Source organism: Rahnella sp. AN3-3W3 (assembly GCF_003263545.1).
GTDB classification, from domain to species: Bacteria; Pseudomonadota; Gammaproteobacteria; order Enterobacterales; family Enterobacteriaceae; genus Rahnella; species Rahnella variigena.
In genome coordinates, this window is record NZ_JYDG01000060.1 from 1 (window position 1) to 23,403 (window position 23,403).

Below are 23,403 nucleotides of genomic sequence, written 5' to 3' on the forward strand. Positions count from 1 at the left end.
GCCGACGCCCACGACCTTGAAGTTGAAGTTGACGTTGAAGTTGAAGTTAAAGCCGCACAAGCAGCGGCCTCCTGCTTACCTCTCCCTCAACGATTCCTTCACCTTATTCAGCGGCTTAATCAAATAATCCAGCACACTTTTCTGGCCGGTTTTGATGTCTACGTTCGCCACCATCCCCGGCACAATCGGGAACTGGCGGCCGGCTTTATTGGTCAGGAAGGCTTTGTCGGTGCGCACGTAGACACGGTAATAATATTGATCGCGTTTCACTTCATCCTGCAAGGTGTCCGGCGACACGCCCTCGACTTTGCCCTCGAGGTCACCGTAAATGGACGAATCGTACGCCGAGATTTTTACCGTCGCCGGTAAGCCCGGACGGATATAGGCGATGTCGCGCGGGTTGATGCGGGTTTCTATCAGCAGTTGATCTTCAATCGGCACGATTTCCATCAGTTTACCGCCTGGCTGCAACACGCCGCCGACGGTGGAAACCTGAATGTCTTTCACGATACCGTGTACCGGCGAATAAAGTTCGGAACGCGTCACCTGATCCTCTTTCCCTGCCATGACCTGCAATTCGGCGTCCAGATCGGCGTTATTCTTCACCTGCTCTTCGCGGGCGCGCACTGCGTACTGGTTCGTTGCATCGTCGATTTTGCCGCGCAGTTCGCTGGCCTGACGTTTAAGGCGGATCACTTCCACCTGCCCCGCCGCGCCTTTCGCCACCAGAGGCTGGGTCATGTTGATTTCATCATTCACCAGTTTGAGCGACTGCTGCAGGTTGCTGACGGTTTCGTCACGGTTCTGTTTACGCGATAAATACAGCTGGCGTTCACGCGCCACCAGTTCCGGCGATTTCATGGTCTCCGGGCTGAATTTCAGCGGCGCACCGGTCAGTTCAGCACTCAGACGTTCAGATGAGGCGCGCAGGGTCCGCACGCGGGAAGCGGCTTCACCGAAGTTCGACTGCGAGCGCGTCGGGTCGAGTTGCGCCAGCAACTGGCCGCGATTGACTACCGAGCCTTCCTGCACCATCAGTTTTAAAATAACGCCGCCGTCGAGCGAGTCGATTTGCTGCGCTTTACTCGATGGCGTGACCTTGCCGGTGCCGACAGTAACTTCATCGAGCAGGGCAAACCGCGCCCAGACGAAGAAAATCAGCAGGCAAGCCAGCGATACCCAGATGATCCACGACACTTTGCGGCCTTCTGCTTCCAGTTCATCATGCAAAGTAAGATGTGCCATGCGATGTCCTCAGCAGCTCAGGCTGCGCCTTGTTTGTTGTCCGCCACCACGGCCGCAGCCGGAGCGGGCGTATTGCTGGCCGCTTTCGCGAGGATCTGATCCCGCGGTCCGTCAGCTACCACCCGTCCGTTGTCCATCACCACAATCCGGTCAACCAGCTTGAGCAGCGCCGGGCGGTGCGTGACAACAATCAGGGTGCGTCCGACCAGCCAGGCATGAAGCTGGCGGATCACATATTCTTCAAGCTGTTCATCCATCGACGCCGTCGGTTCGTCCATCAGCACCACCTGCGGATTACGCAGGATCATGCGGCTCAGCATCACCATCTGACGCTGTCCGCCAGACAATCCGCGCCCGCCCTCGTTGATGATTTTATCCAGACTCGAAGCATCGGCCTGCACCATACTCAGCGCGCCGCTGATGCGCAGCGCCTGCAGCATTTCCTGATCGGAGGCATGGGGATAACCGAGCATCAGGTTCTGGCGCAGCGTGCCGAAGAAAAGCCGCGAATCCTGCGACAAATACCCCAGCTGACGGCGGACATCTGCCGGTTCGATTTTGGTCATGTCCACGCCGTCGATCAGGATTTTACCCTGCGACGGACTGGCCTGACCGGAGAGCAATTTCAGCAGCGTGGATTTCCCCGCGCCCACTTTGCCGAGGATCGCCACACGTTCACCGGGTTTGATTTCCAGCTGGCCGATGCCGAGCACATTCGGCGCATTTTCTTTGTCGTAGGTGTATTGCAGATTACGCACGTTGAAATGACCGCTGAGCGACGGACAATGCGACAGTTCCGCATCCGCTGGCCGGTCGATCGGTTTTTTCAGCAACTCATCCAGCCCGTGCATGGCGCTTTTGGCGTGCTGCCAGCGGGAAAACACCATCGTCAGCTGCATCAGCGGCGCAATGGTGCGTGACGACAACATGCTGGCGGCGACCAGCGTACCGGTGGTGATATCACCGTTCAGCACCAGATACACCCCGAACACCAGCATCCCGCCATAGGTCAGTTGCTGGACGGTAGATGCCCAGCCGGTCAGGCGTGCGCCCCACAGACGCTGTTTCATGCCGACCGCTGCGCTGACTTCGTGCGTCTGTTCCCACTGGCGCTGGAAATAGGCTTCGGCCTGCAAGGCTTTGATGTCTTCGATGCCTTCGATAGTTTCCACCAGCACTGCGTTTCGCAGCGCACTTTCACGCATCCCTTCTTTCGCCAGTTTCGCCATCGGCCACTGGATCAGAATGCCGGGAATAACGATCAGCGGGATTGCCAGCAGCGGGATGATCACCAGCGGACCGCCGATGAAGAACATGATGCCGAGGAACAGCAGCACGAACGGCATATCGGCGGCGGCGCTGACGGTCGTTGACGTCAGCAGTTCGCGCACCTGGTCGATCTCGCGTAACTGAGAGATAAACGAACCGGTGGATTTTGGCCGGTCGTCATTTTTGATGTTCATCGCCCGCACGAAAAACAGCGAAGAAACTTTGAGGTCGATTTTCTTCCCCATCAGATCGGACACCAGCGTGCGCATCAGGCGGATGACGTATTCCATGCCTGCCGCCAGCACCACGCCGAAGAACAGTACCCATAAGGTAGGGAAAGATTGTGCCGGAATAACGCGGTCATAAACCTGCATTGAGAATAAAATACCGGCCAGCGCCAGCACGTTACCCAGAATTGACGCCAGCGAGATTTCTGCGATTTTCCGCCCGCTGCCGCGAAAGTTTTCCCAGAACCAGTGTTTTTTATGCGGCTGAACAAACTGATCGATACGCTCATCACGCCCGCGCGCCGCCACACCCACCAGAAACACCGGCCCGGCGCTTTGTTCCAGCAGCGTAACCAGCTCCGCCGAGCGCAGCAGGTCACCGCCGTCACTCAGCCAGTAATCTACTTTGCCGTCATCGTGTAACTGCTCAAGCACCGCAATGCCGCCCTGCTCCAGGGTTATCACGGCGGGTAATACTTCCTGCCGCCAGCGCACCTGATTCCAGCTGACCATGCCCACCTGCAACCCCATCAGTCCGCTCAGACGGTCGAGCTGACGGCGCTGCGGCTGATGTTCAAACCAGCGCATTTGCTGGCGAAGATAGAGCGGATCTGCTGGCTTACCGAATGTTTCGGCCACGCGCCCCATGGCGCTTATCCAGACGTCGATCGACAAAGGTGTTGTTGTTTCGTTGCTCATTTCAACCTCGGTATCGAATGCTTCTGGGTTTTCCCACGGCCTGTTTCGCCTTACAGCGCCGGGATGGTGTCACCTGTTTGTTTCTGCCGGTCGATGCCTAACATATCGACCAGATTGTCCACGGCGGCGGCATAGCGCACGGTGGCATCCCACCCGTCGTAGAGCGCGCCAATGCGCGACGTGTCGGCCTGAAATACGTCCTGCTCAACGCTGAGCAAATCGTTCAGGCTGCGTTTGCTGAGTTTGTATTCGTCCTGATAGACGCTGCGGGTGTGCGTGGCGCTGGCATACTGCTCTTCGCCCGCGACCTGCCGCTGCTGCCCGCCGATCATGTCGGCGTAAGCGGTGGACGCTTTTTGGTTGATATCCAGCTTGGCTTTTTCGACATCCGCCTGTGCGGCCTGCCGTTGCCCTTCTGCCGCGCGGACTTTGGCACTGACCGCGCCGCCCTGATACACCGGGGCGTCTACTGCCAGCTGGAGCTGATCATCCCAGTAAGAACCGGTGTTGCCGTTGTTGTCATAACGGGTGCGACCGGCCTGAACTTTGACCGTCGGCCAGTGTTGCGCTTCCGCCTGATTAACCTGCTCAATTGCGGCCTGTTGCTTGGCCTGCGCGGCACGCACCAGTGTGCTGTTTTCGTAGGGGATTTTGTCGAGAGTGACTTTCTGATTGAGAAGGCTTTCCGGCAGATCCGGCAAGTTATTTGAGACAACACCGGTCAGCACGGTCAGCTGCGCCTGTGCGGAACGCTCCTGAGCGCGATATTGTTCAACGGTGGCACGCATCCCGGCAATGCGGGTTTCCGCCTGCAACACGTCAGACTGAGAACTCAGCCCGGCGTCAGAGCGCAGTTTCGCGGTATCTTTCACGCGGGAGAGCGATTCGATATTGTCCTGCGCCGCCACGCTTAACGCCTGAAAGCGTTTCACCGAGAGGTACGCCTGCATGGTGCTCAGCGCCACGTCAGTCATGGTGCTGTAAAGAGAAAAGCGATAGGAATCAGACAGGTATTCCTGCTCACCGATACTGCCGTTGGTTTTGCCAAAGTCCCACAGCAGTTGGCTGAGCTGAATACCCGCCGATCCATTGCTGCTCTGATCGCCCGATGAGTAGGTCTGCCGGGATTGTCCCGCTGACCCTTGTAATGAAACCTGCGGATACCACGCACTTTTCGCCGCATCCAGATTCCCGCCGCCCACGCGGATTTGCGCCGCCGCTTCCGCGATTTGCGGGTTACGCGCGAACGCCCGCAAAATGGCATCCCGTAACGTCAGGCTGGCGCGCATTTCCTCCGTTGGTGCCGCCTGCCAGTTAAATTCCGGCTGTTTTTCCGCCGCCATCACACCCGTATTCCCTGTTAATCCCGTCAGACACAAGGTGCCCAACACAACGGCGATTTGCCGTATTACTCTCTTTTTTTTCATTACCGACACCACTTAATTACGCCGATTTTTTTTGTTTTTTACTGATTCCTCCCCCTTTGCAGGGGGAGGCGCACTGCATTAACTCTGTTGTACGTGCAGACCGTGTTGCACCAGAACGTCTCCCAGGGTGTTCGAGGTATCCATTGACGCGTTGTGGTAAACGTCGAAGGTCAGGCCATCCACCGTGCGTTGCCCGGTTTCGTTCCATGCGCCGTCGGTGCCCATTTGCAGATTGACCAGACTGCCCTCGCCCCCTTTGATGATCACTTCATCGGTCGGGTTATCCTTCACGTTCAGCGCCTCATGCAGGTTCAGGGAAATGCTGTTGGTGCCCGAATTGCCCAGGTCGAAGATGTCGATATGCTCGACTTTCAGCCCGAGTACGGTCAGATCCAGATGCTGATTGGTGCCCGCCAGCAGTAAGGTATCGACACCGGTGCCGCCGTCGATTTGCGAGAAATCGAGGGTATGAACCGAGATGGTGTCGTCACCGGCGCCGCCGATGGCCACGCCGTCAGTTGCCGTCAGGTCGATGGTGATACCGCCAATGGAGAACGCCGTGTCCGCGTGCGCGGTAGTGTCTGCCGTGGTGGTGTCGTGCGTGGTGGTGGTTGAAGCACTGGTATCAGTTGTCACCAGCGGATCCGTTAGCGTGCTGGCGGCGTGCGTCACTGAGGTATCCGTAGTTGTGCTGGTATCGGTGGTGTGAACCGCCGCCAGCGTATGGGTATCGTCCACTGACAGCGACTGAACCTGCGCAACGTTGGTGTCCGCCGGCAATGTTGAACCTACCGTCAGCCCGACGTGCGCATCGAATCCGTTACCGGCCGCATCGACCGCTTTCAGTTCAACCACCGCGCCGAGCAGTGCGTTCAGTAAGCCCACCAACCCGTAACTGCTCAGCAGCGCACTGGAGAGTTTCACTGTCCACGAACCGTCGGCCTGCACAGTACCCGCCAGCGTATTGCCCAGCAGCGTGACGCTGACCAGACCACCTTGTGCGATGTTGCGGCTGGTTCCGCTCAGGGTCAGACCCTGACCACCCAAAATGCCGCCTACCACACCGAGCGTCAGCCCGAGCAGCGGGTTCAGCGCCACCAGCGGCAGTGCATGAGTCAGTACGCTCAGCGGGTTAGAGATAATCGCGGTGTTACCCACAAGATCCGCAACCGAGACGGAAACCTGCGTTGAGCCATCCGCCAGCCCTTTCAGTTCTGCCGACGTAAACGGCACACTCCACGCACCGTTAATGATGGTGCCGGTATGTGTCACGCCACCAATACTGACCGACACCGTGCCGTTGAGCAGGTTTGAAGTCCCGGTAATGTTGGTGTTAGCGCCCGCTTCGGCGGCGTTCAGATAACCGTCACCGCCAAACAGTGAGCCGAGTGACAGCGTTGGCAGGGTGTGAATACCGACCGTTGCCGTTGCGCTGCCGCTGGTTGAATGGCCGGCGGCGTTAGTGATTGACGCACCGACATTCAGCGTGCCGTCGAGCAGGCTTGCCAGCGTCAGCTGCGGAACAGCGACGCTGAAGGTGCCATCCGCTTTTACCAGCGCCGTCAGGGTATTGCCGCCGACGTTCAGGGTCACGGTCGATCCCTGCGCGTTGGTGGTGGTACCGCTGATGGTTTGTGTCAGCAATGCATCCGCCGCGTTCAGCAGGCCATCGCCAAACAGCGGATTCAGCGTAATGGTTGGCAGAGACTGCGCTACCACGCTCAGCAGATTGGTGACTGACGCCGTATTACCGGAACCATCCACCAGGCTGGCGACCACCGACTGTGTGCCGTTGAGAATGGCGCCCAGATCCGTCACCGGCACCGTCACGCTGAACACCCCGCCGACACCCACATTGGCAAGGTAGTTTTTGCCATTCAGGGAAATCTGCACTTGTGTGCCCTGCGCGACGTTGGTCGCGATACCGCTGATGGTCTGGCCGGTCAGCAGGTCAACCACGTTCAGCACACCATCGCCAAAGACCGGATTCAGGACAATCGACGGCAGATTGTGAATACCGACATTCAGCCCCACGGTATTCGACGCCGTGTTACCCACTTCATCGGTCACGGTGGTGACGATGGTCAGATTGCCGTCAAGCAATCCGGCAAGTTGCAGCGGCGTCAGTGACGCGGAGAATTTGCCGTCACTGCCGACGGTGGCTGTCAGGTTGATCAGGCCGCCGCCGACGTTAATGTTGACCGTTTCGCCGACATGCCCGTTGGTGACCGTACCGCTGATGGTTTGCGTCAGCAGTGCTTCCGCCGCATTGAGGATGCCGTCGGCACCGAAAACAGGATCCAGCACAATTTTCGGTACTGCGTTGATGATGGAAGTCAGCGTGCTGCTGCTGGTGCTGGTATTACCGCCAGCATCGGTAACAGAAACCACGACCGGGAAGGTGCCATCGCCCAGCGCTTTCAGGTCACCCGGTTGCAGGGTGATACTGAATGCGCCTGTACCGTCGGTCGCGCCGAGGAAGGTTTTCCCGCCCAGCGTGACCTGCACCTGCGTCCCCGCCGCGACGCCGCCAACGGTACCGCCAATCACCTGCGTGGTCAGCGCGTCAGCCGCATTCAGCAAGCCATCGCCCAGTACCGAGGTGAGGTTAATGACCGGTTGGACCAGATCCAGTACCGCGTTCGCCACAGCACTGCCGACGTTGCCTGCCGCATCTGCTACCGTCACGCTGACTGCTGCGGTCGTGCCACTCAGTAAGCCGAGAACGGACGGCGGAACGGTGACCAGGAAATGACCGGTCGCATCCACTACGCCATTAATGGTTTGCGTACCGACCTGCACCGCGATGGCGGTTCCCGCTGCCACGTTGGAGACTGTACCGCTGATGGTCTGATTCACCAGCAGATCGGCGATATTCAGCACGCCGTCGCCAAACACGGTGTTGAGCACCACCTGCGGCAGATTGTGGATGGCAATGCCCACCGGAACAGTGGTGGTGGAGGTGTTGCCCGCCGGATCCGTCAGGGTGATCCCCAGATTCAGATTGCCGTCCAGCAACGCGCCCAGATCGCCCGGCTGGATCTGAAGGTCCCAGGTCCCCGCCGTCACGGTGGTGTTGTAGGTTTTACCGCCGAGGGTCACGGTCACCAGAGTGCCGTCAACCGCCGTCGCTACCCCGCCGATGGTTTGCGCCAGCAGCGATTCCGCCGCATTCAGCAGACCGTTGCCGCCAAACAGCGGATCCAGATCGCCCAGAACCGGGAGCGTTTTAATGACGTCCAGATTCAGCACGGAGGCTTTCACGTTGCCTGCGGCATCGGTGAGGTTAATGTTGAGCACCTGCTGGCCTTCACCCAGCGCACCGAGTAACGCCGCCGGAATGTTCAGCGACCACGCGCCGTTCGCCCCGACAATCGCCGAAAGCGGCGTGCCGTTGATAACAGTCGAGACCACCGATCCCACGCCCGCACCAATCGCCGTGCCGCTGATGGTTTGTGCTACCTGAGATTCCGCCAGATTGAGGAAACCGTCGGTCAGCCCCAGTCCACTGGCCACGTTCAGGTCCAGCAATTTGTTGAAGAAGATATCCAGACCAGTACTGACGCTGGTGGTGTTACCCGCCTGATCCGTTACCGTCGCCGCCAGTGTCAGGGTGCCGTCGTTAAGCAACAGCAACTGCGCTGGCGTCAGGTTGAGCGACCATGCCCCGCCCGGCTGAATAACCGCTGTACCAATGGACGCACCGCCCAGTGTGACGTTGACGGTCTGACCGTCAGCGCCGCTGGACGTTCCGCCGACCAGTACGTTGAGCAACGATTCCGCCAGGTTAATGACGTTATTACCAGCGACCACATCCAGCGCCAGCAACGGCGCGGTGGTATCGACGGTGACGGTGTGCGGAACGGCAGTTCCCACGTTGCCTGCCGCGTCCGTCAGGGTCGCGGAGATCACGTTAGTTGCGCCGTTGCCTTGTGGCAATGCCTGCAAATCGGCTGCCGGTACACTGACTGACCAGGTACCGCCTGCCTGCACGGTACCGTTGTAAGTTTTGCCATTCAATGTGACGACGACAACACGCCCCACATCGCCGGTATCCGCCGTACCGGTAATCACCTGCGCGGATTTCGACTCAGTATTGTTGAGGACATCGTCGCCGGTAAAGGCATTGATTGTCACTGCTGGTGCCGTGGTATCCACCAGCACGCCTTGTGTGGCGCTGGTCGCCGGGATCAGAGTTGAGGCGGTAATTGTTGTGGTGGTGCCATTGACAAATTCAGCGGCAGCCACAGACACCGACCATGTTCCTCCAGTGACTGTCGCCAGATGCGGAACACCCCCGACGGTGATATTGACCAGCGTACCGTCCGGCACGTTGATTGATTTACCGGAAACAGTAATGTTCGCCGGATTGCCATCCGCCACGTTAATGATGTTATCGCCGGTCACCGGATCAATGGTGATGGCGAATGTTGGCGGCGTCAGGTTGACCGTAATGGCCTGAGGCAGCGGCAGATTTGCCGTGTTACCCGCCAGGTCACTCACAGAAGCGGTGATCGTGTCCGCGCTGTCCAGCGTTGCCAGTTCAGCAGGTGTAAAGGTGGCACTCCAGGTACCGTCGCCCAGCACCGTTGCCTGATGGCTGATGCCGCCGACTGAAACCGTCACCTGCTGTCCGGCCTGCACGTTCACCGTGGTACCGGTGATAGTTTGCGTGCTCTGGCTTTCTGCATAGGTCAGGTCAAAACCGGCACCGGCAAAGGACGTAACCGCCACTGTCGGAAGTTGCGTCACGGCAATGCCGACATCGGCCGAGGCCGAACCGGTATTACCGCCAGCGTCCGTCACCGTGACAGAGATTTGCTGTGCGCCCTGCGGCAGATCGGCGATTTCACTGGTTGACAGAGGCGCCGACCAGTTGCCGTTCGCATCCACCGTCACGCCCGGAATTGTCAGACCGCCTATGGTGACCACCACCGTTTGTCCCGCGCCTGTCAGCCCGGTCGTTCCGGTAATGGTCTGTGCTGTCGCAGCTTCGGCAGCACTCAGATAACCATCGCCAAACGGCGTGTTGATAGTGACATCCGGTGCGGTGAGGTAGCTGGTGAATGGCAGCGTCGCTGGCGTACTGTTGCCCGCGGCATCTGTCACCGTCACGTTGATATCATGCGTACCACTGCCCAGAGAGCTCAGCACGCCCGCAGGCAGGCTGACCGACCAGTCACCTGTCGTCGGATCGACAGTGGCGGTATAGGTGGTGCCGTTCACATCAATGGTCAGTTTGACGTTCTGGTTGTCGCCGGTAATCCCGGTGTTACCCGTAATGATATTCACACCGGCCGCTTCGGTAATATTCAGGCTACCGTCGCCAAATGGCGGGTCGATAGACGGTACCGGTCCGGACAGATGTGAAGTGAAGCTGATGGTCGTATCGTTATGGTTACCAACAGAATCGGTCGCCGTGACGGTAATATCATGCTGCGCGGTCGCCAGCCCAAGCGTTGCCAGCTGAGCCGGCGTCAGGTTCAGGGTCCAGTTTCCGGTATCCGGATCGACGACTGCCGCAAACGGACTGCCGGTCATGCCCGCGATCGCCACGCTGACGGTTTGCCCTGCGCCCGTTACGCCGGTGGAACCGGTGAGCGTCTGGCCGCCAACAGCTGCAGATTCCTCAATGTTCAGCGTGCCGTCACCGAATGGCAGATCAATCGTCGGTTGCGGAATGTTATTGATCCGCACATCAACCGATGCCGTCAGCGGCGAGGTGTTGCCCGCACTGTCGGTCACGGTCACGACGACCGGCCAGGTGCCATCCTGCAAGCCCAGCAACTGCGCTGGCGTCAGAGTGACAGTCCAGGTTCCGGCAGCAGAATCCACCACCACCGGCACTGCGTTACCGTTAATGACCACAGTGACGGTTTGACCCGGCGAGGTGATACCGGTGGTACCGGTAATGCTGCCGCCCGCGGTCGCTTCATCCAGATTCAGAATGCCGTCACCAAATGGCACGTTAATGCCAGCCACTGGCAGAACCTGCGTCACCGACGTGAAATCAAGGGTACCGGCCGCACTGGTATTCCCCGCGCTGTCGGTTGCCGTCACGCTGATGGTATGCGTGTCATCCGCCAGCCCCTGAAGCACGCCGGAAGGCACGGTCGCCGTCCAGGTGCCGTCAGTGGCGACGGTGGCCAGCACCGGCGTGCCATCAACAGTCACCAGCACGGTCTGACCCGCGCCGGTGATGCCGGTTGTGCCGGTAATCAGCTGATTACCCGCTGCTTCGGTGGCGTTAAGAACACCATCCACAAACGGGGTATTGATGGTCGGTAAAGGCAGCGCAGACAGTTCGATATCCAGACTTGCGCTGGAAGACGCCGGGTTACCGGCCACATCTTCTGCCGTCACGGTCACCTGTACGATACCGGTAGTCAGCCCGCTGAGCAGATTTGGCGCAACGATGGCAGTCCAGCCGAGTCCGTCAGGGTTCACCGTACCGGAAATCGGATCCGCCAGCCCAGGCACCGTAACCTGCACGACAGTTCCCGGCGCCAGACCTGAACTGCTTCCGCTCAGGTTAAAACCATTGGCCGCTTCAGTGATGTTCAAAATACCATCGCCAGCAATCACGCCAATGGTCAGCGTTGGTAATGCGTGCGAGGAGAGCGTGAAATCAGCCGAAGTAGTAAGATTGTTCCCGGCAGGATCGGTCACACTGACGCCGATGGTTTTAGTGCCATCGGTGGTGATGGCCTGCACATCCACGCCCGGAATGGTCAGGCTCCAGACGCCTGTACCGTCGGCGGTGGTGGTGTAATCTTTTCCGTTGAGCGTGACGGTCACGGTCAGGTTTGGATCCGTGGTGCCACTGACCGGAATACCCAGTGCCGCTTCAGCCAGATTGATGATGTCATCACCGCCGGTATCCACGGTCACAGTCAGTATCGGCGCAGTTGTATCAACAGCCACGTCATGCGTTGCCGTGGCGACGTTTTGCGCCACGTCATCCGCAGTCGCGGTGAAGGTATTGTTGCCCGCCGGCATTGCCTGAACCTGCGCCGCCGTCATCGGGAAGCTCCAGCTGCCGTCAGCCTGCACGGTAGCAGTAAAGGTCGCGGTATAGGCTTCGCCGGTAATAACCACCGTCACCGTACCGCCCACAGGAACGTGGGTGGAAGTGCCGCTGACGGTCATCCCCTGATTGTGCTCAATGATATTGATGTAATCATCGCCGGAAATGGCGTTGATGCTCAGCGTTGGCAGGTCGCCCGGCTGGGCGATCACGGTGGCGTTATGCGACGCTGACGCCGGGTTACCGGCCAGATCAGCTGAGGTCGCTGTTACGGTAATTGGCCCGTCGGACAAGGTAGCCAGATCCGCCAGCGGCACGGTTGCCGTCCAGTCGCCATTCGCACCGACGAGGGCATTGTAGTTTTTGCCGTTAAAGCTCACCACCACCGTCTGTCCGACTTCGAGATTGGTGGATGTCCCGGTGATCGGGATATCGGCGCCTTTCTCTGCCGCATTAATGTAATCATCTTCCGACACCGCCGTGATGGTCAGCGTTGGCAAGTCAGCCGCCGCTGCATCCACGGTGAAGGTATGATCGCCTGTGGTGGTGTTACCGGCCGCATCGGTGATGGTCGCTGACAGCGTGTAAGTGGTATCAGCCAGCGCCTGCACCACAGAACTTGGCAGCGTGAAACTCCAGGTGCCGTCTGGCTGGACAATCGCGGTATACGTCACGTTGTTGAAGCTCAGCACCACAGAAACGGTTTGTCCTGCATCCGGGATATCGGATGTGCCGCTGATCACCACCGGCTGCAAGGTTTCAGCAGCATTAATGATGTCGTCGGTCGCCACCGGATCAAAGGTCAGCGTTGGCAGCGTGTAATCCACGGTGATGGCACTGTTGACGGTGCCCACGTTACCCGCGCTGTCGGTAGCCGTGACCACGATGGTTTGCGGACCTTCGGTGATTAACTGCAAATCGGCCGCACTGATATTAACCGTCCAGATACCGGCCGCATCGACAGTCGCCGTATGATCAACGCCGCCGATATTTACAACGACGGACTGACCTGCGCCCGTGACGCCGGTGGTACCGGTGAGTGTCTGATCGGTGTCCGCTTCCAGCTGATTAAGGAAAGTATTGCCAAATGGCGTTTCAATGGTTGGTACCGGCGGATTGGAAACCACCACGGTGACCGTTTCCGGTACGGTCGTGGTATTACCCGCCAGATCAGCCAGCGTGGCTGTCAGCGTATAGCTACCGTCGGCCAGACCGGCCAGCGCGCCCGCCGGAACGTTTGTCGACCAGGAGCCATCACCCTGAACGGTTGCCTGATAGGTCTGACCGTTAAATTGCAGCGTGACAATCTGACCGGCATCCGCCGTATCAGCGGTACCTGACAACACAATGATGCCCGCCACTTCCTGCGCGTTAATCACGTTATCCGTCGCCACCGGGTTGAGCGTCAGCGTTGGTGATGTGAAATCGACATTCACAGAACCGGTGATGGTGCCCGTGTTACCTGCGGCATCAGTAACGTTGACTACCACCGGCGTCGGGCCTTCTGCCGAACCGGTTAATGTGCCAGCCGGTACGGTGACGGTCCAGGTACCGTCAGTCGCTACGGTACCTGTCAGGGTATTACCTTCAATCACCACGGTCACCGTCTGACCATCGCCGGTCAGCCCGGTGGAACCGGTCAGAGTCTGTGTGGCAGCCGCTTCGTCGGTGCCTAACTGACCATCGCCAAACGGCGGATTCAGGGTCGGTACCGGCAATGTGGTGTAAATGCCCAAATCCTGTGTGGTAGTCACCTGTCCCTGATCGGTGGTCACGGTGGTCACAATCACATGGCTGGTGCCATCCGCCAGATTGACGACATCCGTTGCAGGAACATTGACGGTCCAGTTGCCGTCAGCATCAGTCTGGGTGGTGTAAGTCACCGTGCCCAGCTGAACGGTAACGGCGGTTCCTTCCGGCACATTGACTGTTTTACCGCTAATGTCAAAACCGGTACCCGCCTCAGTGGCGTCGATTTTGTTATCGCCGGTGATCGGGTTGATGGTCACGCCGCCCAGCGCACTGTTAACGGTGAAGTCTTCACTGTTAACTGCAGGGTTACCGGCTTTATCGGTGACGGATACCTCAATGGTTGCCGTGCCGTTTTGCAGCGTCTGCAAGGTGGCTGCCGGAACGATGACACTCCATGCGCCGCTGGCCAGCACCGTGGCCTGATAATCAATGCCGCCGATGGTCACAGTGACGATTTGTCCGGCTTCCACGTAAGTGGTGGTGCCGCTGACGGTTTGCGGGTTGGTTCGTTCCGCGCCGTCTAACGTGCCGTCTCCGGCAAAGAGATCAATTGCAATTGTCGGCAACAGCGTCGGATCTGCGGTCACGGTGACCGGTGCCGTCGCTGTACCTGCGTTGCCCGCGGCATCAGTGACCGTCGCGGTCAGGGTATAAGTCCCGTTCGCCACATTCGCCAGCGCATCGGCCGGAATGTTAACCGTCCAGCCGCCGCCTGCTGCTACGGTGCCGGTGTAAGTGTGTCCGCCAAGGCTGATGGTGACCGTATCGCCCGCCTCACCCGCGCCCGCCGTGCCGCTGACCGGAATAATCGCTCCGGCTTCTGCGGCATTGATGGTGCCGTCGCCCGCAACCGGAGTGGTGATGGTGACTACTGGCGCGACGGTATCCACTGATACCGGCACAGAAATGTTGCTGGTGTTGCCAGCCGCATCAGTCACCGCTACCTGCACGGCAGTCGGGCCTTGTCCGAGGGTCGTCAGTACCGATGACGGCACGGAAACCGAGAACGAACCGTCGGCGGTGACAACAGCGGTGTAATCCTGCCCGCCAAAGGTCACAACCGCCGTCTGACCACTGCCGGAAACACCGGTATTCCCGGTCAGAGTCTGGCTGACACCGGCTTCGGCGGCATTAAGAATGCTGTCGCCAAACGGCGTATCGAGTGTGGCATTTGGCAGATTGTTAATGATGACATTCAGCACATCGCTGCCGGTGATCGTTTGCCCGACGGCATCGGTCGCACTGACGGTGATGGTGTGTTCACCGTCACTCAGCGTAGCCAGATCTGCCGCAGAGACCTGAGCACTCCAGCCGCCGCCCACGCCGACTGTCGCGGTATAGGTTTTTCCATTAAGGGTAATCGTCACTACGCCGTTGACCGGCACGTTGGCCGAGGTGCCGCTGATGGTGACGCCCGCTGCCGCTTCCTGTGCATTCAGCTGGTTATCACCGGTGACTGGATCCACAGACAGGCCGCTTAGCGTGTTATCTACGGTAAAGGATTCGCTGCCGGTGGCCTGATTTCCGGCCTTATCCAGTACGGCGACGTCAATTTGCAGTGTGCCGTTGGTCAGTGCGCCCAATGCAGAAGACGGAATGCTGACGCTCCAGCTGCCATCGGCCTGCACGGTCGCGTTGTACACCACGCTGTTAAGGGTAATATTGACGACCTGCCCGGCTTCGACATGCGTCGTCGTTCCGCTGAGGGTCTGAGCCGTTTGCTGCTCTGCACCGTCGAGAATATTGTCGCCCGCAAAGGCGTTCAGGGTGATGGTCGGCGCTGATGCCGGATCGGCTGCCAGCTGAACATTAGAAGTAATCGTGGTGCTGTTACCTGCGGCATCTGCAAGCTGCACGGTGACAGGATATTGCCCGTCAGCCACCCCCGTCAGGGCGCCAGCCGGAACGGTCACCGTCCACTGCCCGTTCGCCGCCACAATGCCGGTGTAAGGCTGGCCGTTTATCGTCACCGTGACGGTGTTACCGGCCTCGGAAATCGATGCGGTACCGGTTACGGCAATATCAGCCGCCGCTTCGGCGTTGTTGATGTAACCATCGCCGGAAACCGGATTGATGGTCAGGGTTGGCGCGGTTAAATCGACAGTGGCAGTACCGTTAAGCGTCGCGGTGTTGCCCGCGCTGTCAGTCACATTCACCACAATCGCATTATTGCCCTGCGGCAACGTCTGCAAATCAGCAGAAGTCAGGCTGACCGACCATGCGCCGGTGCCATCCACCGTGGCGTTATAGGTATGCCCGCCAATCGTGACGGTGACCGTCTGACCATCACCGGCTTTGCCGGTGGTACCGCTCAGGGTTTCAGCCGTTGCCGCTTCGGCAATATTCAGATAGCCGTCGCCAAATGGCGTGTTAAGGGTTGGCACAGGTGCCAGATTATCCACGCCGACAGAGATGCTATTGGTAAGGGTTCCTCCCCCCATGGCCTGAGCTGTTGCAGTAAGTTGTAACGTACTTATATCTATCCCATCCAAATCTCCGGAAGGAATAGTTAACGACCAGCGCCCGTTTGAAAGTAAATTCGCAAAATATGAACGTCCGTGGAAAGTCACCTCTACCTGGAAAGCCGGGTCAGCACCCAATGTCGTACCAGACACTAAGATACCGTTCGCAGTTTCCACAGCGTTGATGACGTTATCGCCGGTCACCGGATCAATCGCGATGCCGTCCTGCGAGGCATCCACGTTAAAGGTGTCAGTGCCCGGCGCGGCTTCGTTCCCGGCTTTATCAGACACAGTCGCGGTAATGGTTTGCTGGCCGTTAGCCAGCACAATCATATCCGCCGCAGGAACAATCACGCTCCAGTTTCCGCTGGCACCGACTGTCGCCGTATAGGTGTGCCCGTTCAGGGTAATAGTGACAATTTGCCCGGCTTCAACGCGCGTGGTGGTACCGCTTAACGTTTGCGCAGTCTGGCGCTCGGCACCATCGACTACATTATCTGACGCGAAAGTATTCACCGTGATCAGCGGCGGAAGAGCCGGGTCAGAAGCAACGTGAATAGTGCTGGTGTTGGTGGTGGCGTTACCCGCGGCATCCGTCAGCGTCGCAGTGACCGTCACATCCTGACTGAGATTGCTCAGGGAACCGGCCGGAATGTTCACGCTCCAGCTGCCATCCGGCTGAACAATCGCGCCCGTATAATCAACGCCGTTAATGGTCACGACAACCGGACGACCGGCTTCGGATACCGACGCCGTACCGGTCAGGGTCATTTGTGATGCGGCTTCCGCCACGCTGATATACCCGTCGCCTTCCAGCGGATTGACCGTCAGGGTCGGCGCGATGGTATCGACAGAAACCGTGGTGTTGAGCGTAGTGTGGTTACCGGCAGAATCCGTCACATTAATAACTACCGCACTGGCGCCTTGCGGTAAGCCGGTCAACGCTGACACCGGTAAATTGACCCTGTAGCTGCCATCGACAGCCACTGTGCCGGTGTAAGTCTGGCCATTAATCACCACACTGACGGTTTGCCCTTCACCTTTGAGTCCAGTGTTACCGGTAAGTATCTGATCAGTAACTAACTCTTGGGTATTAAGCGTGCCATCTGTGAACGGCGTATCCAGCGTCAGTTCACCCGGGTGAACAGCTACATTAAAATCTTTGGTGGTCAGAATCGCATTACCATCCGCATCCGTCATACTGACAGTCAGCGTGGCAGTGCCGTCGGTAAGCGCCTGCAAGGCATCTGCCGGAATGTTCACACTCCACACGCCAGTCGCACCGGTGATGCCGGTATAGGTTTGGCCGTTGAGGGTAACGGTAATCGTTGTGCCTTCAGCAACGTTGGAGGCGGTGCCTGAAATCACCAGCGGAGACTGACTTTCGATCGCATTCAACTGCCCGTCGCCCGAAATCGGGTCGATAGTCAAAATACCAGCGCTGTCATTAACGGAGAGTTCAAGCGGGGTTGTGGTCTGGTTTCCCGCCGAATCCGTGAGGGAAGCGGTCAGCGTGTAATCACCATTAGCGAGCGCGGAGACTGTGCTGGCTGGGATTGTGACTGACCAGGTGCCATCCGCACCTACCGTCGTGTTGTAATCGACGCCATTAAGGGTGACAACCAGCGTGCGACCAGCTTCAGACGCAGAGGCAGTCCCGGCGACTGTCAGCGACTCACGATGCTCCACTGCGTCCAGAATGTTGTCATTGGCGATTGGATCGAGGGATACCTCCGGCGGGGTTCTGTCGACCACTAGCGTGACCCCCCTGGAGACTGAATTTCCATCCGTACCAGTGACGGTGACCGAAATCACATAAGTGCCGTCCGCCAAATTTTGCAAATCGACAGACGGCAGATTGATATCCCATTTACCGTCAGCGCCAACGGTGCTGGTGTAGGATTTGCCATTGATAGTGAGGGTAATGGTCTGACCTGCTGCCACGTTTTCTGCGTTGCCTGAGAAGATTTGCTCCAGACGCGCTTCGGCGGCGTTGAGGATGTTATCACCGGCAAATGCGCCGAGTGTGAGGTTAGCGGCCTGACCGCTGTTACCACCGGTATTACCTCCACCGGTATTTCCCCCCCCCGTGTTCCCACCACCGGTATCATCTCCGCCGGTATCCCCGCCGCCCGTATTGCCTCCGCCGGTATTACCGCCACCGTTATTCCCACCACCGGTGTTTCCACCGCCGTCGCTGCCGCCGTTGTTACTGCTGCTGCCACCGCCACCACCACCGCCGCCACCTGCGGCAATGGCAATACCGGCGCCCAGAGCAAGCACGCCCAGCACGGCACCTAAAACAGCGGGATCAAAATTAGAGGAGTCGAGGACCAGGGCACCGACGTCAGGAATGGTTTCATACGCGGGAACCACCGGTACGGCGGCTGCCGTCGCGCCGGTATCGACAAACGCGGCATGTTCGATCGGGTGTACGCCGTCGTCAAAAATCAGTTCGCTGTGGTGCCCTTTGCCGTCGGTATCAAAGAAGCTGTGGTAGCGGACTGTGCGGCCGTCTTTCATGTGGATGACCAGATCGTTGCCGACACGCTCATAGCTGGTGACGGCGTCGCGCGTCGCGTGGACGCGTACGATACTGATTTGATTGAGGGTTACGTCCTGGCTGGCGTTTGAGACCTGAGAAACTACTGCGCCATTTGTACGAGAAAGAATATCAATAACAACGCTACCGTTCTGAGCCATGTTGTACCCCTGTTACACCAGTTGTTGCCCACACACGCTAAATACCGCTCTCTCCTTTTTAAGGAAAAAACGGCGTGTCGTGATGTGAAGACCATTAATAAAAAATGGGTATACTTCCAACTGGTGTCAGGGAATGACAGAGACTACAAATCGAACAAATAAAAGCGTCGTGAATACATTGAGATATTTTTTATGACTTTAATGATTCATTGTTTCGGTAGTTTTTGCCCGAAACTCCATAAGTTATATGCATGATTTGGGATAAGTGCTATAAAAAAAACAAAATCATCAGGACAAGAAAATTTCATTAAAGAATCACAAAACTTACGTTTGACGAGGATTGAAATGTCATCTAGCTTACTGAGAATTAAAACAAATCCATAAAAAACAACATATTATTAACTTTTACGCAAAGAGTAAGCCAGATCATTATTAATGAAATCAAGCATTAGCCCGCTGAAACACCCATCAAAATGACTTACCAATTGTGTGATCGTGTTTTAGATTTTTTATCGCTAATGTATTGCCCTGAGAAATAATTAAGACTTTGTGCAATCACAGTAACTTATGCTTTCTGATAAAGTGTCCGGTCAGTCAGACAGGTGGAAACTGAGTCAGTGTTTTTGTATCGAAAAGGCGTATCTGAAAGGTATACCTAAAAGGAATTTCCAAAGATGTCTCCAGAACCGATGACGACAGCGTCGTCACCTGAATATCCCCTGACTGCTGCGCCGGTTCCGGGCAGAGCGCAACAACATGCCACCCGGCTGATTTTCTTATTGTCCGGTTTTGCCATGGCCGCCTGGGCACCGCTGGTGCCCTTTGTTAAATTGCGGCTGGCAATCAGTGACGGCACATTAGGATTACTGTTGCTATGCATTGGCGCAGGTTCGACCTTTTCGATGCCGCTCACCGGTTTTCTGACCGGAAAACTGGGATGTAAAACCGTAATTTTGATTGCCAGCGTGTTACTGCTGCTGGCATTGCCCCTGCTGACGCTGATGGACAGCACCGCCGGTATGGCCGTGGTGCTGCTGGTGTTCGGGGCGGCGATAGGCATGATTGATGTGGCCATGAACGTCCACGCGATAGTCGTTGAGAAAGCCAGTGGCCGCGCGATGATGTCCGGGTTTCATGGCTTTTTTAGCATGGGCAGCATTTTTGGCGCGCTGGCCGTCACCGGTTTATTATTTTTCGGGCTGACGCCTTTTGAGTCAGTAATGCTGGTCGTGATTTTACTGGCCGTTCTGACGGTGGTGACCAGCCCGCACTTGTGGCGCGAAACCCGTCATGACGGCGATGGCCCTATTTTTGTCCTGCCCCGCGGCTGGGTCATTTTGCTGGGCTTTTTATGTTTTGTGATGTTTTTGACCGAAGGATCGATGCTGGACTGGGGCGCACTGTTCCTCACCACGGAACGCGGCGTTGCAGCACATCAGGCCGGACTTGGCTACGCTGTTTTCTCGGTCGCCATGACCGCTGGACGTCTGACCGGTGACAAAATTATCGCCGCGTTCGGGCGTTATAAAGTACTGATGTACGGCAGTCTTTGTGCCAGTCTCGGGCTGATTTTGCTGACGCTGGTGGATAATCTGTGGATCGCCGGTCTGGGCTTTGTCATGATCGGATTTGGTGCCTCGAATCTGGTACCGATTATGTTCAGTGCGGCAGGTAATCAGACATCAATGCCTGCCAGCATGGCTATCGCCTCCGTGACAACTCTGGGTTATGCCGGTATTTTGGCGGGCCCTGCGCTGATAGGTTTTATCGCACAGGTCAGTAGTTTGTCTTTTGCATTAGGTTGCGTTGCGGCGATGATGCTTTGTGTCACCGCCTGCGCCAGAGCCGTTGTCCGGTAAAGAGTAATAACAAGAATGAAGGAAATAACTCATCATCATGGCTGGTAAATATTTATCGCTGACATCGACCAATATCACGCGCTTCTTTTGGTTGTTCATTGTCCTTCTGGTGATGGGACTGGGCCTGTATGGTTACAATTACACCAATGCCTATCTGAACGATAAGATGCGAACGGTGCAAAACACCGCCGAACTGCTGCAAAAACGCATCGATAAATTCCGTTACATGACCTACCAGATTTATGACAACTATTCGGGTCAGCCTATGACACCGGATGCGGTCAGTGCTCAGGAAGTCCGTCTGCGTCAGGACATGTATCTAGTCTCCAAACCTCATAAAAAAACCGATGCGCTTATTTTAGGCACCCATGACAGCTCTACGCTGGATTTAACGCTGAAAATCTCGTCGTTTCTGGATGATCAGTGGGGCTCGAACACGCTGCCCTACTCGCTGTATTACCTGAACGGTCAGGACAACAGTATGCTGGTGGTGACGACCGTTCCCTTGCAGCAACAAGATTCGCGCCTGAAGGAAAACGCATTCACCAGCACATTGCAGGCGCGTCGCGCTGAAATGCTGCAACAGGCCAATACGCTGGATGAACGTGAAAGCTATTCTCCGTTGAGAAAATCGCGTCAGGGCAGCGACTATTCATTCTCCCTGCGCACCACGTTTAATAATCCCGGACATCTGGCGACTGTTATCGCCTTTGATTTGCCGATAACTGACCTGGTTCCGTACAACATGGCGCGGGACAATTTCCAGTTAAACGGTAACACCACGGCGGTAAATGAAGGCGATCCGGAAGACGATAGCGCCGAGGCCAGCAGCATCGTGATGCAAGGCTGGACACTGGTGTTTGACGTTCCGCTGAGTAATTCGCCGCTGTCGCTGACCTATCACGTTCCCTTGTTCAGTCTGGTCGTTGACCTTTCACGCAATAACTTCTGGCTGATCCTGATTAATCTGTTCCTGATGGGTCTGGCGATGGCCAGCATTTACTTTATCCGCCATCAGTACATCCGCCCGAGCGAAAATATGGCTGCCCAGTTGCAGATGCAGCAGGCGCTGAACCAGGAAATCATCTCCGGACTGCCGCTCGGTTTGCTGGTGTATAACTTCAGCAATCACAGCGTGGTTCTGAGCAATAAAATTGCCGACCAGCTGTTGCCGCATCTGAGCCTGAATAAAATCGCCAATATGGCCGAACAGCATCACGGCACCATTCAGGCCACGGTCAATAACGAAGTCTATGAAATCCGCATGATCCGCAGTCAGATCTCACCGGAAACTTACCTGTTTATGCTGCATGATCAGGATAAAGAAGTGATGGTGAACCGCACGCTGCAACAGGCAAAACGCGAGTTTGAGAAAAACCTGCAGGCCCGCAAGCTGATGCTGCACAATTTAGGCATTGAGCTGAATCAGCCACTGCAGGAGCTGAACGGACTGGCGGTGGCGCTGGTGGAAGAGCAAAGCCCGGAAGCGCGCCAGACGCTGGAAGGCAAGCTGCTCAATGAATCACGCAATGCGCTGACGCTGGTGGATAACATCACCTTGCTGACGCGGCTGGAAACGCAAGACTGGCAGCCTGCTGGTGAAAAGTATCTGTTATCCGCCATGATTGATGAACTGTTGCTTGAAGCCCTGCCCCGCCTGAACCAGAAAGGTCTTGGCTTACTCAATCACTTCCAGATTGCCCCGGAAGCCACCTTTATCGGCGACGTGCAGGCGGTGAAGAAAATTCTTTCGCTGCTGCTCGATTATGCCATCGTCACCACGTCTCTGGGTAAAGTGACACTCACCAGCGAACAGGACGAAGATCGTCCGGATCAGTTGATTTTCCACATTAACGACACCGGTAGCGGAATTTCCAAGGAAGAATTAAGCAATCTGAATTATCCTTTCCTGAGCCAGACACTGGTTGACCGTTTCAATCACGGCTCCGGCCTGACATTCTTCCTGTGTAATCAGCTGTGTAAAAAGCTTGGCGGCCAGTTAGAAATCCGCAGCAAGCTTGATATTGGTACACGCTATACTGTACGTGTTAAACAGCGTCAGGAAGCGCATGAACTTGAAGCTGAACATGAAAAATTACTGAATGATGTGACGGTCTTGCTCGACATCACGTCTGAAGAAGTTCGCGGTATTATCACCCGGACCATGAATGCCTATGGTGCCGTGTGCATCGTGGCTGATGACCGGCAGGTCGCGCGGGAATACGACGTTTTACTGACAGATAACCCGCAGAACAGTGACAAATTTACGCTTTTGCTGACTGATGATGAGTCAGGTTTCCAGCAGCTTGAAAAGCATTATATTCGCGTCAATTACAACATCAGCAGTGCGCTGATTGACGCAACCCTACTGTTAATCGAACAGCAATTTTCTGTTTCCGATGACAGTGTTTCATCCGAAGAACCCGGTGAAGACTCTCTCGACCATTATGAAAAGCAGTTAAAATCAAGCGATTACTATCAGCTTTTCGTCGAGACAGTACCGGAAGATCTTGAGAAACTGTATAATGAGAACCAACGTCGTGATTTCACGTCACTTTCACAAACAGCACATCGTCTCAAGGGGGTGTTCGCTATGCTGAACCTGACCCCAGGCAAGCAAATGTGTGAATCGTTAGAGCAATACATCGCAGATGGCGATGCTTTACAGATTACTGAAACCATCAATCACATTGATTCTTTTGTCTCCAGACTGCTCCAGCAAGGTAGCTAATC

Annotated in this window: 6 protein-coding genes; 2 read left to right on the plus strand and 4 right to left on the minus strand. The window is 56.7% G+C overall.

The features are described 5' to 3' along the window. Positions 1–75: 75 nt before the first annotated feature. From UC15_RS16750 to UC15_RS16765, 4 genes are all read right to left on the minus strand, one after another. Positions 76–1,245, minus strand: coding sequence for an HlyD family efflux transporter periplasmic adaptor subunit (locus tag UC15_RS16750; RefSeq protein WP_112289491.1), 1,170 nt, complete (start codon positions 1,243–1,245; stop codon positions 76–78). A 17-nt stretch (positions 1,246–1,262) separates the two neighbouring features. Then, on the minus strand, positions 1,263–3,440 hold the full coding sequence (locus UC15_RS16755; RefSeq protein ID WP_112289492.1) for a type I secretion system permease/ATPase: 2,178 nt from the start codon (positions 3,438–3,440) through the stop codon (positions 1,263–1,265). Between the two features lie 50 nt (positions 3,441–3,490). Continuing rightward, positions 3,491–4,867: a TolC family outer membrane protein gene (locus UC15_RS16760; RefSeq protein ID WP_112289493.1), complete on the minus strand. Its 1,377-nt coding sequence runs from the start codon at positions 4,865–4,867 to the stop codon at positions 3,491–3,493. 78 nt (positions 4,868–4,945) lie between these two features. Next, the gene (locus UC15_RS16765) at positions 4,946–18,811 is read right to left on the minus strand and encodes an Ig-like domain-containing protein (protein WP_112289494.1); all 13,866 of its coding nucleotides are present in this window, start codon (positions 18,809–18,811) and stop codon (positions 4,946–4,948) included. A gap of 689 nt (positions 18,812–19,500) precedes the next feature. Here UC15_RS16765 and UC15_RS16770 point away from each other — a divergent pair. Both UC15_RS16770 and rcsD read left to right on the plus strand, forming a co-directional pair. Continuing rightward, positions 19,501–20,670, plus strand: coding sequence for an MFS transporter (locus UC15_RS16770; protein ID WP_112289502.1), 1,170 nt, complete (start codon positions 19,501–19,503; stop codon positions 20,668–20,670). Positions 20,671–20,707: 37 nt separating this feature from the next. Continuing rightward, on the plus strand, positions 20,708–23,401 hold the full coding sequence (gene rcsD, locus UC15_RS16775) for a phosphotransferase RcsD (RefSeq protein WP_112289495.1): 2,694 nt from the start codon (positions 20,708–20,710) through the stop codon (positions 23,399–23,401). Positions 23,402–23,403 lie beyond the last annotated feature (2 nt).

What these genes read in the sequence shown, in the direction of transcription:
- UC15_RS16750 (WP_112289491.1), bottom strand. Translation starts at nt 1,245, where the DNA reads ATGGCACATCTTACTTTGCATGATGAACTGGAAGCAGAAGGCCGCAAA.
- UC15_RS16755 (WP_112289492.1), bottom strand. Translation starts at nt 3,440, where the DNA reads ATGAGCAACGAAACAACAACACCTTTGTCGATCGACGTCTGGATAAGC.
- UC15_RS16770 (WP_112289502.1), top strand. Translation starts at nt 19,501, where the DNA reads ATGACGACAGCGTCGTCACCTGAATATCCCCTGACTGCTGCGCCGGTT.
- UC15_RS16760 (WP_112289493.1), bottom strand. Translation starts at nt 4,867, where the DNA reads ATGAAAAAAAAGAGAGTAATACGGCAAATCGCCGTTGTGTTGGGCACC.
- UC15_RS16765 (WP_112289494.1), bottom strand. Translation starts at nt 18,811, where the DNA reads ATGGCTCAGAACGGTAGCGTTGTTATTGATATTCTTTCTCGTACAAAT.
- rcsD (WP_112289495.1), top strand. Translation starts at nt 20,708, where the DNA reads ATGGCTGGTAAATATTTATCGCTGACATCGACCAATATCACGCGCTTC.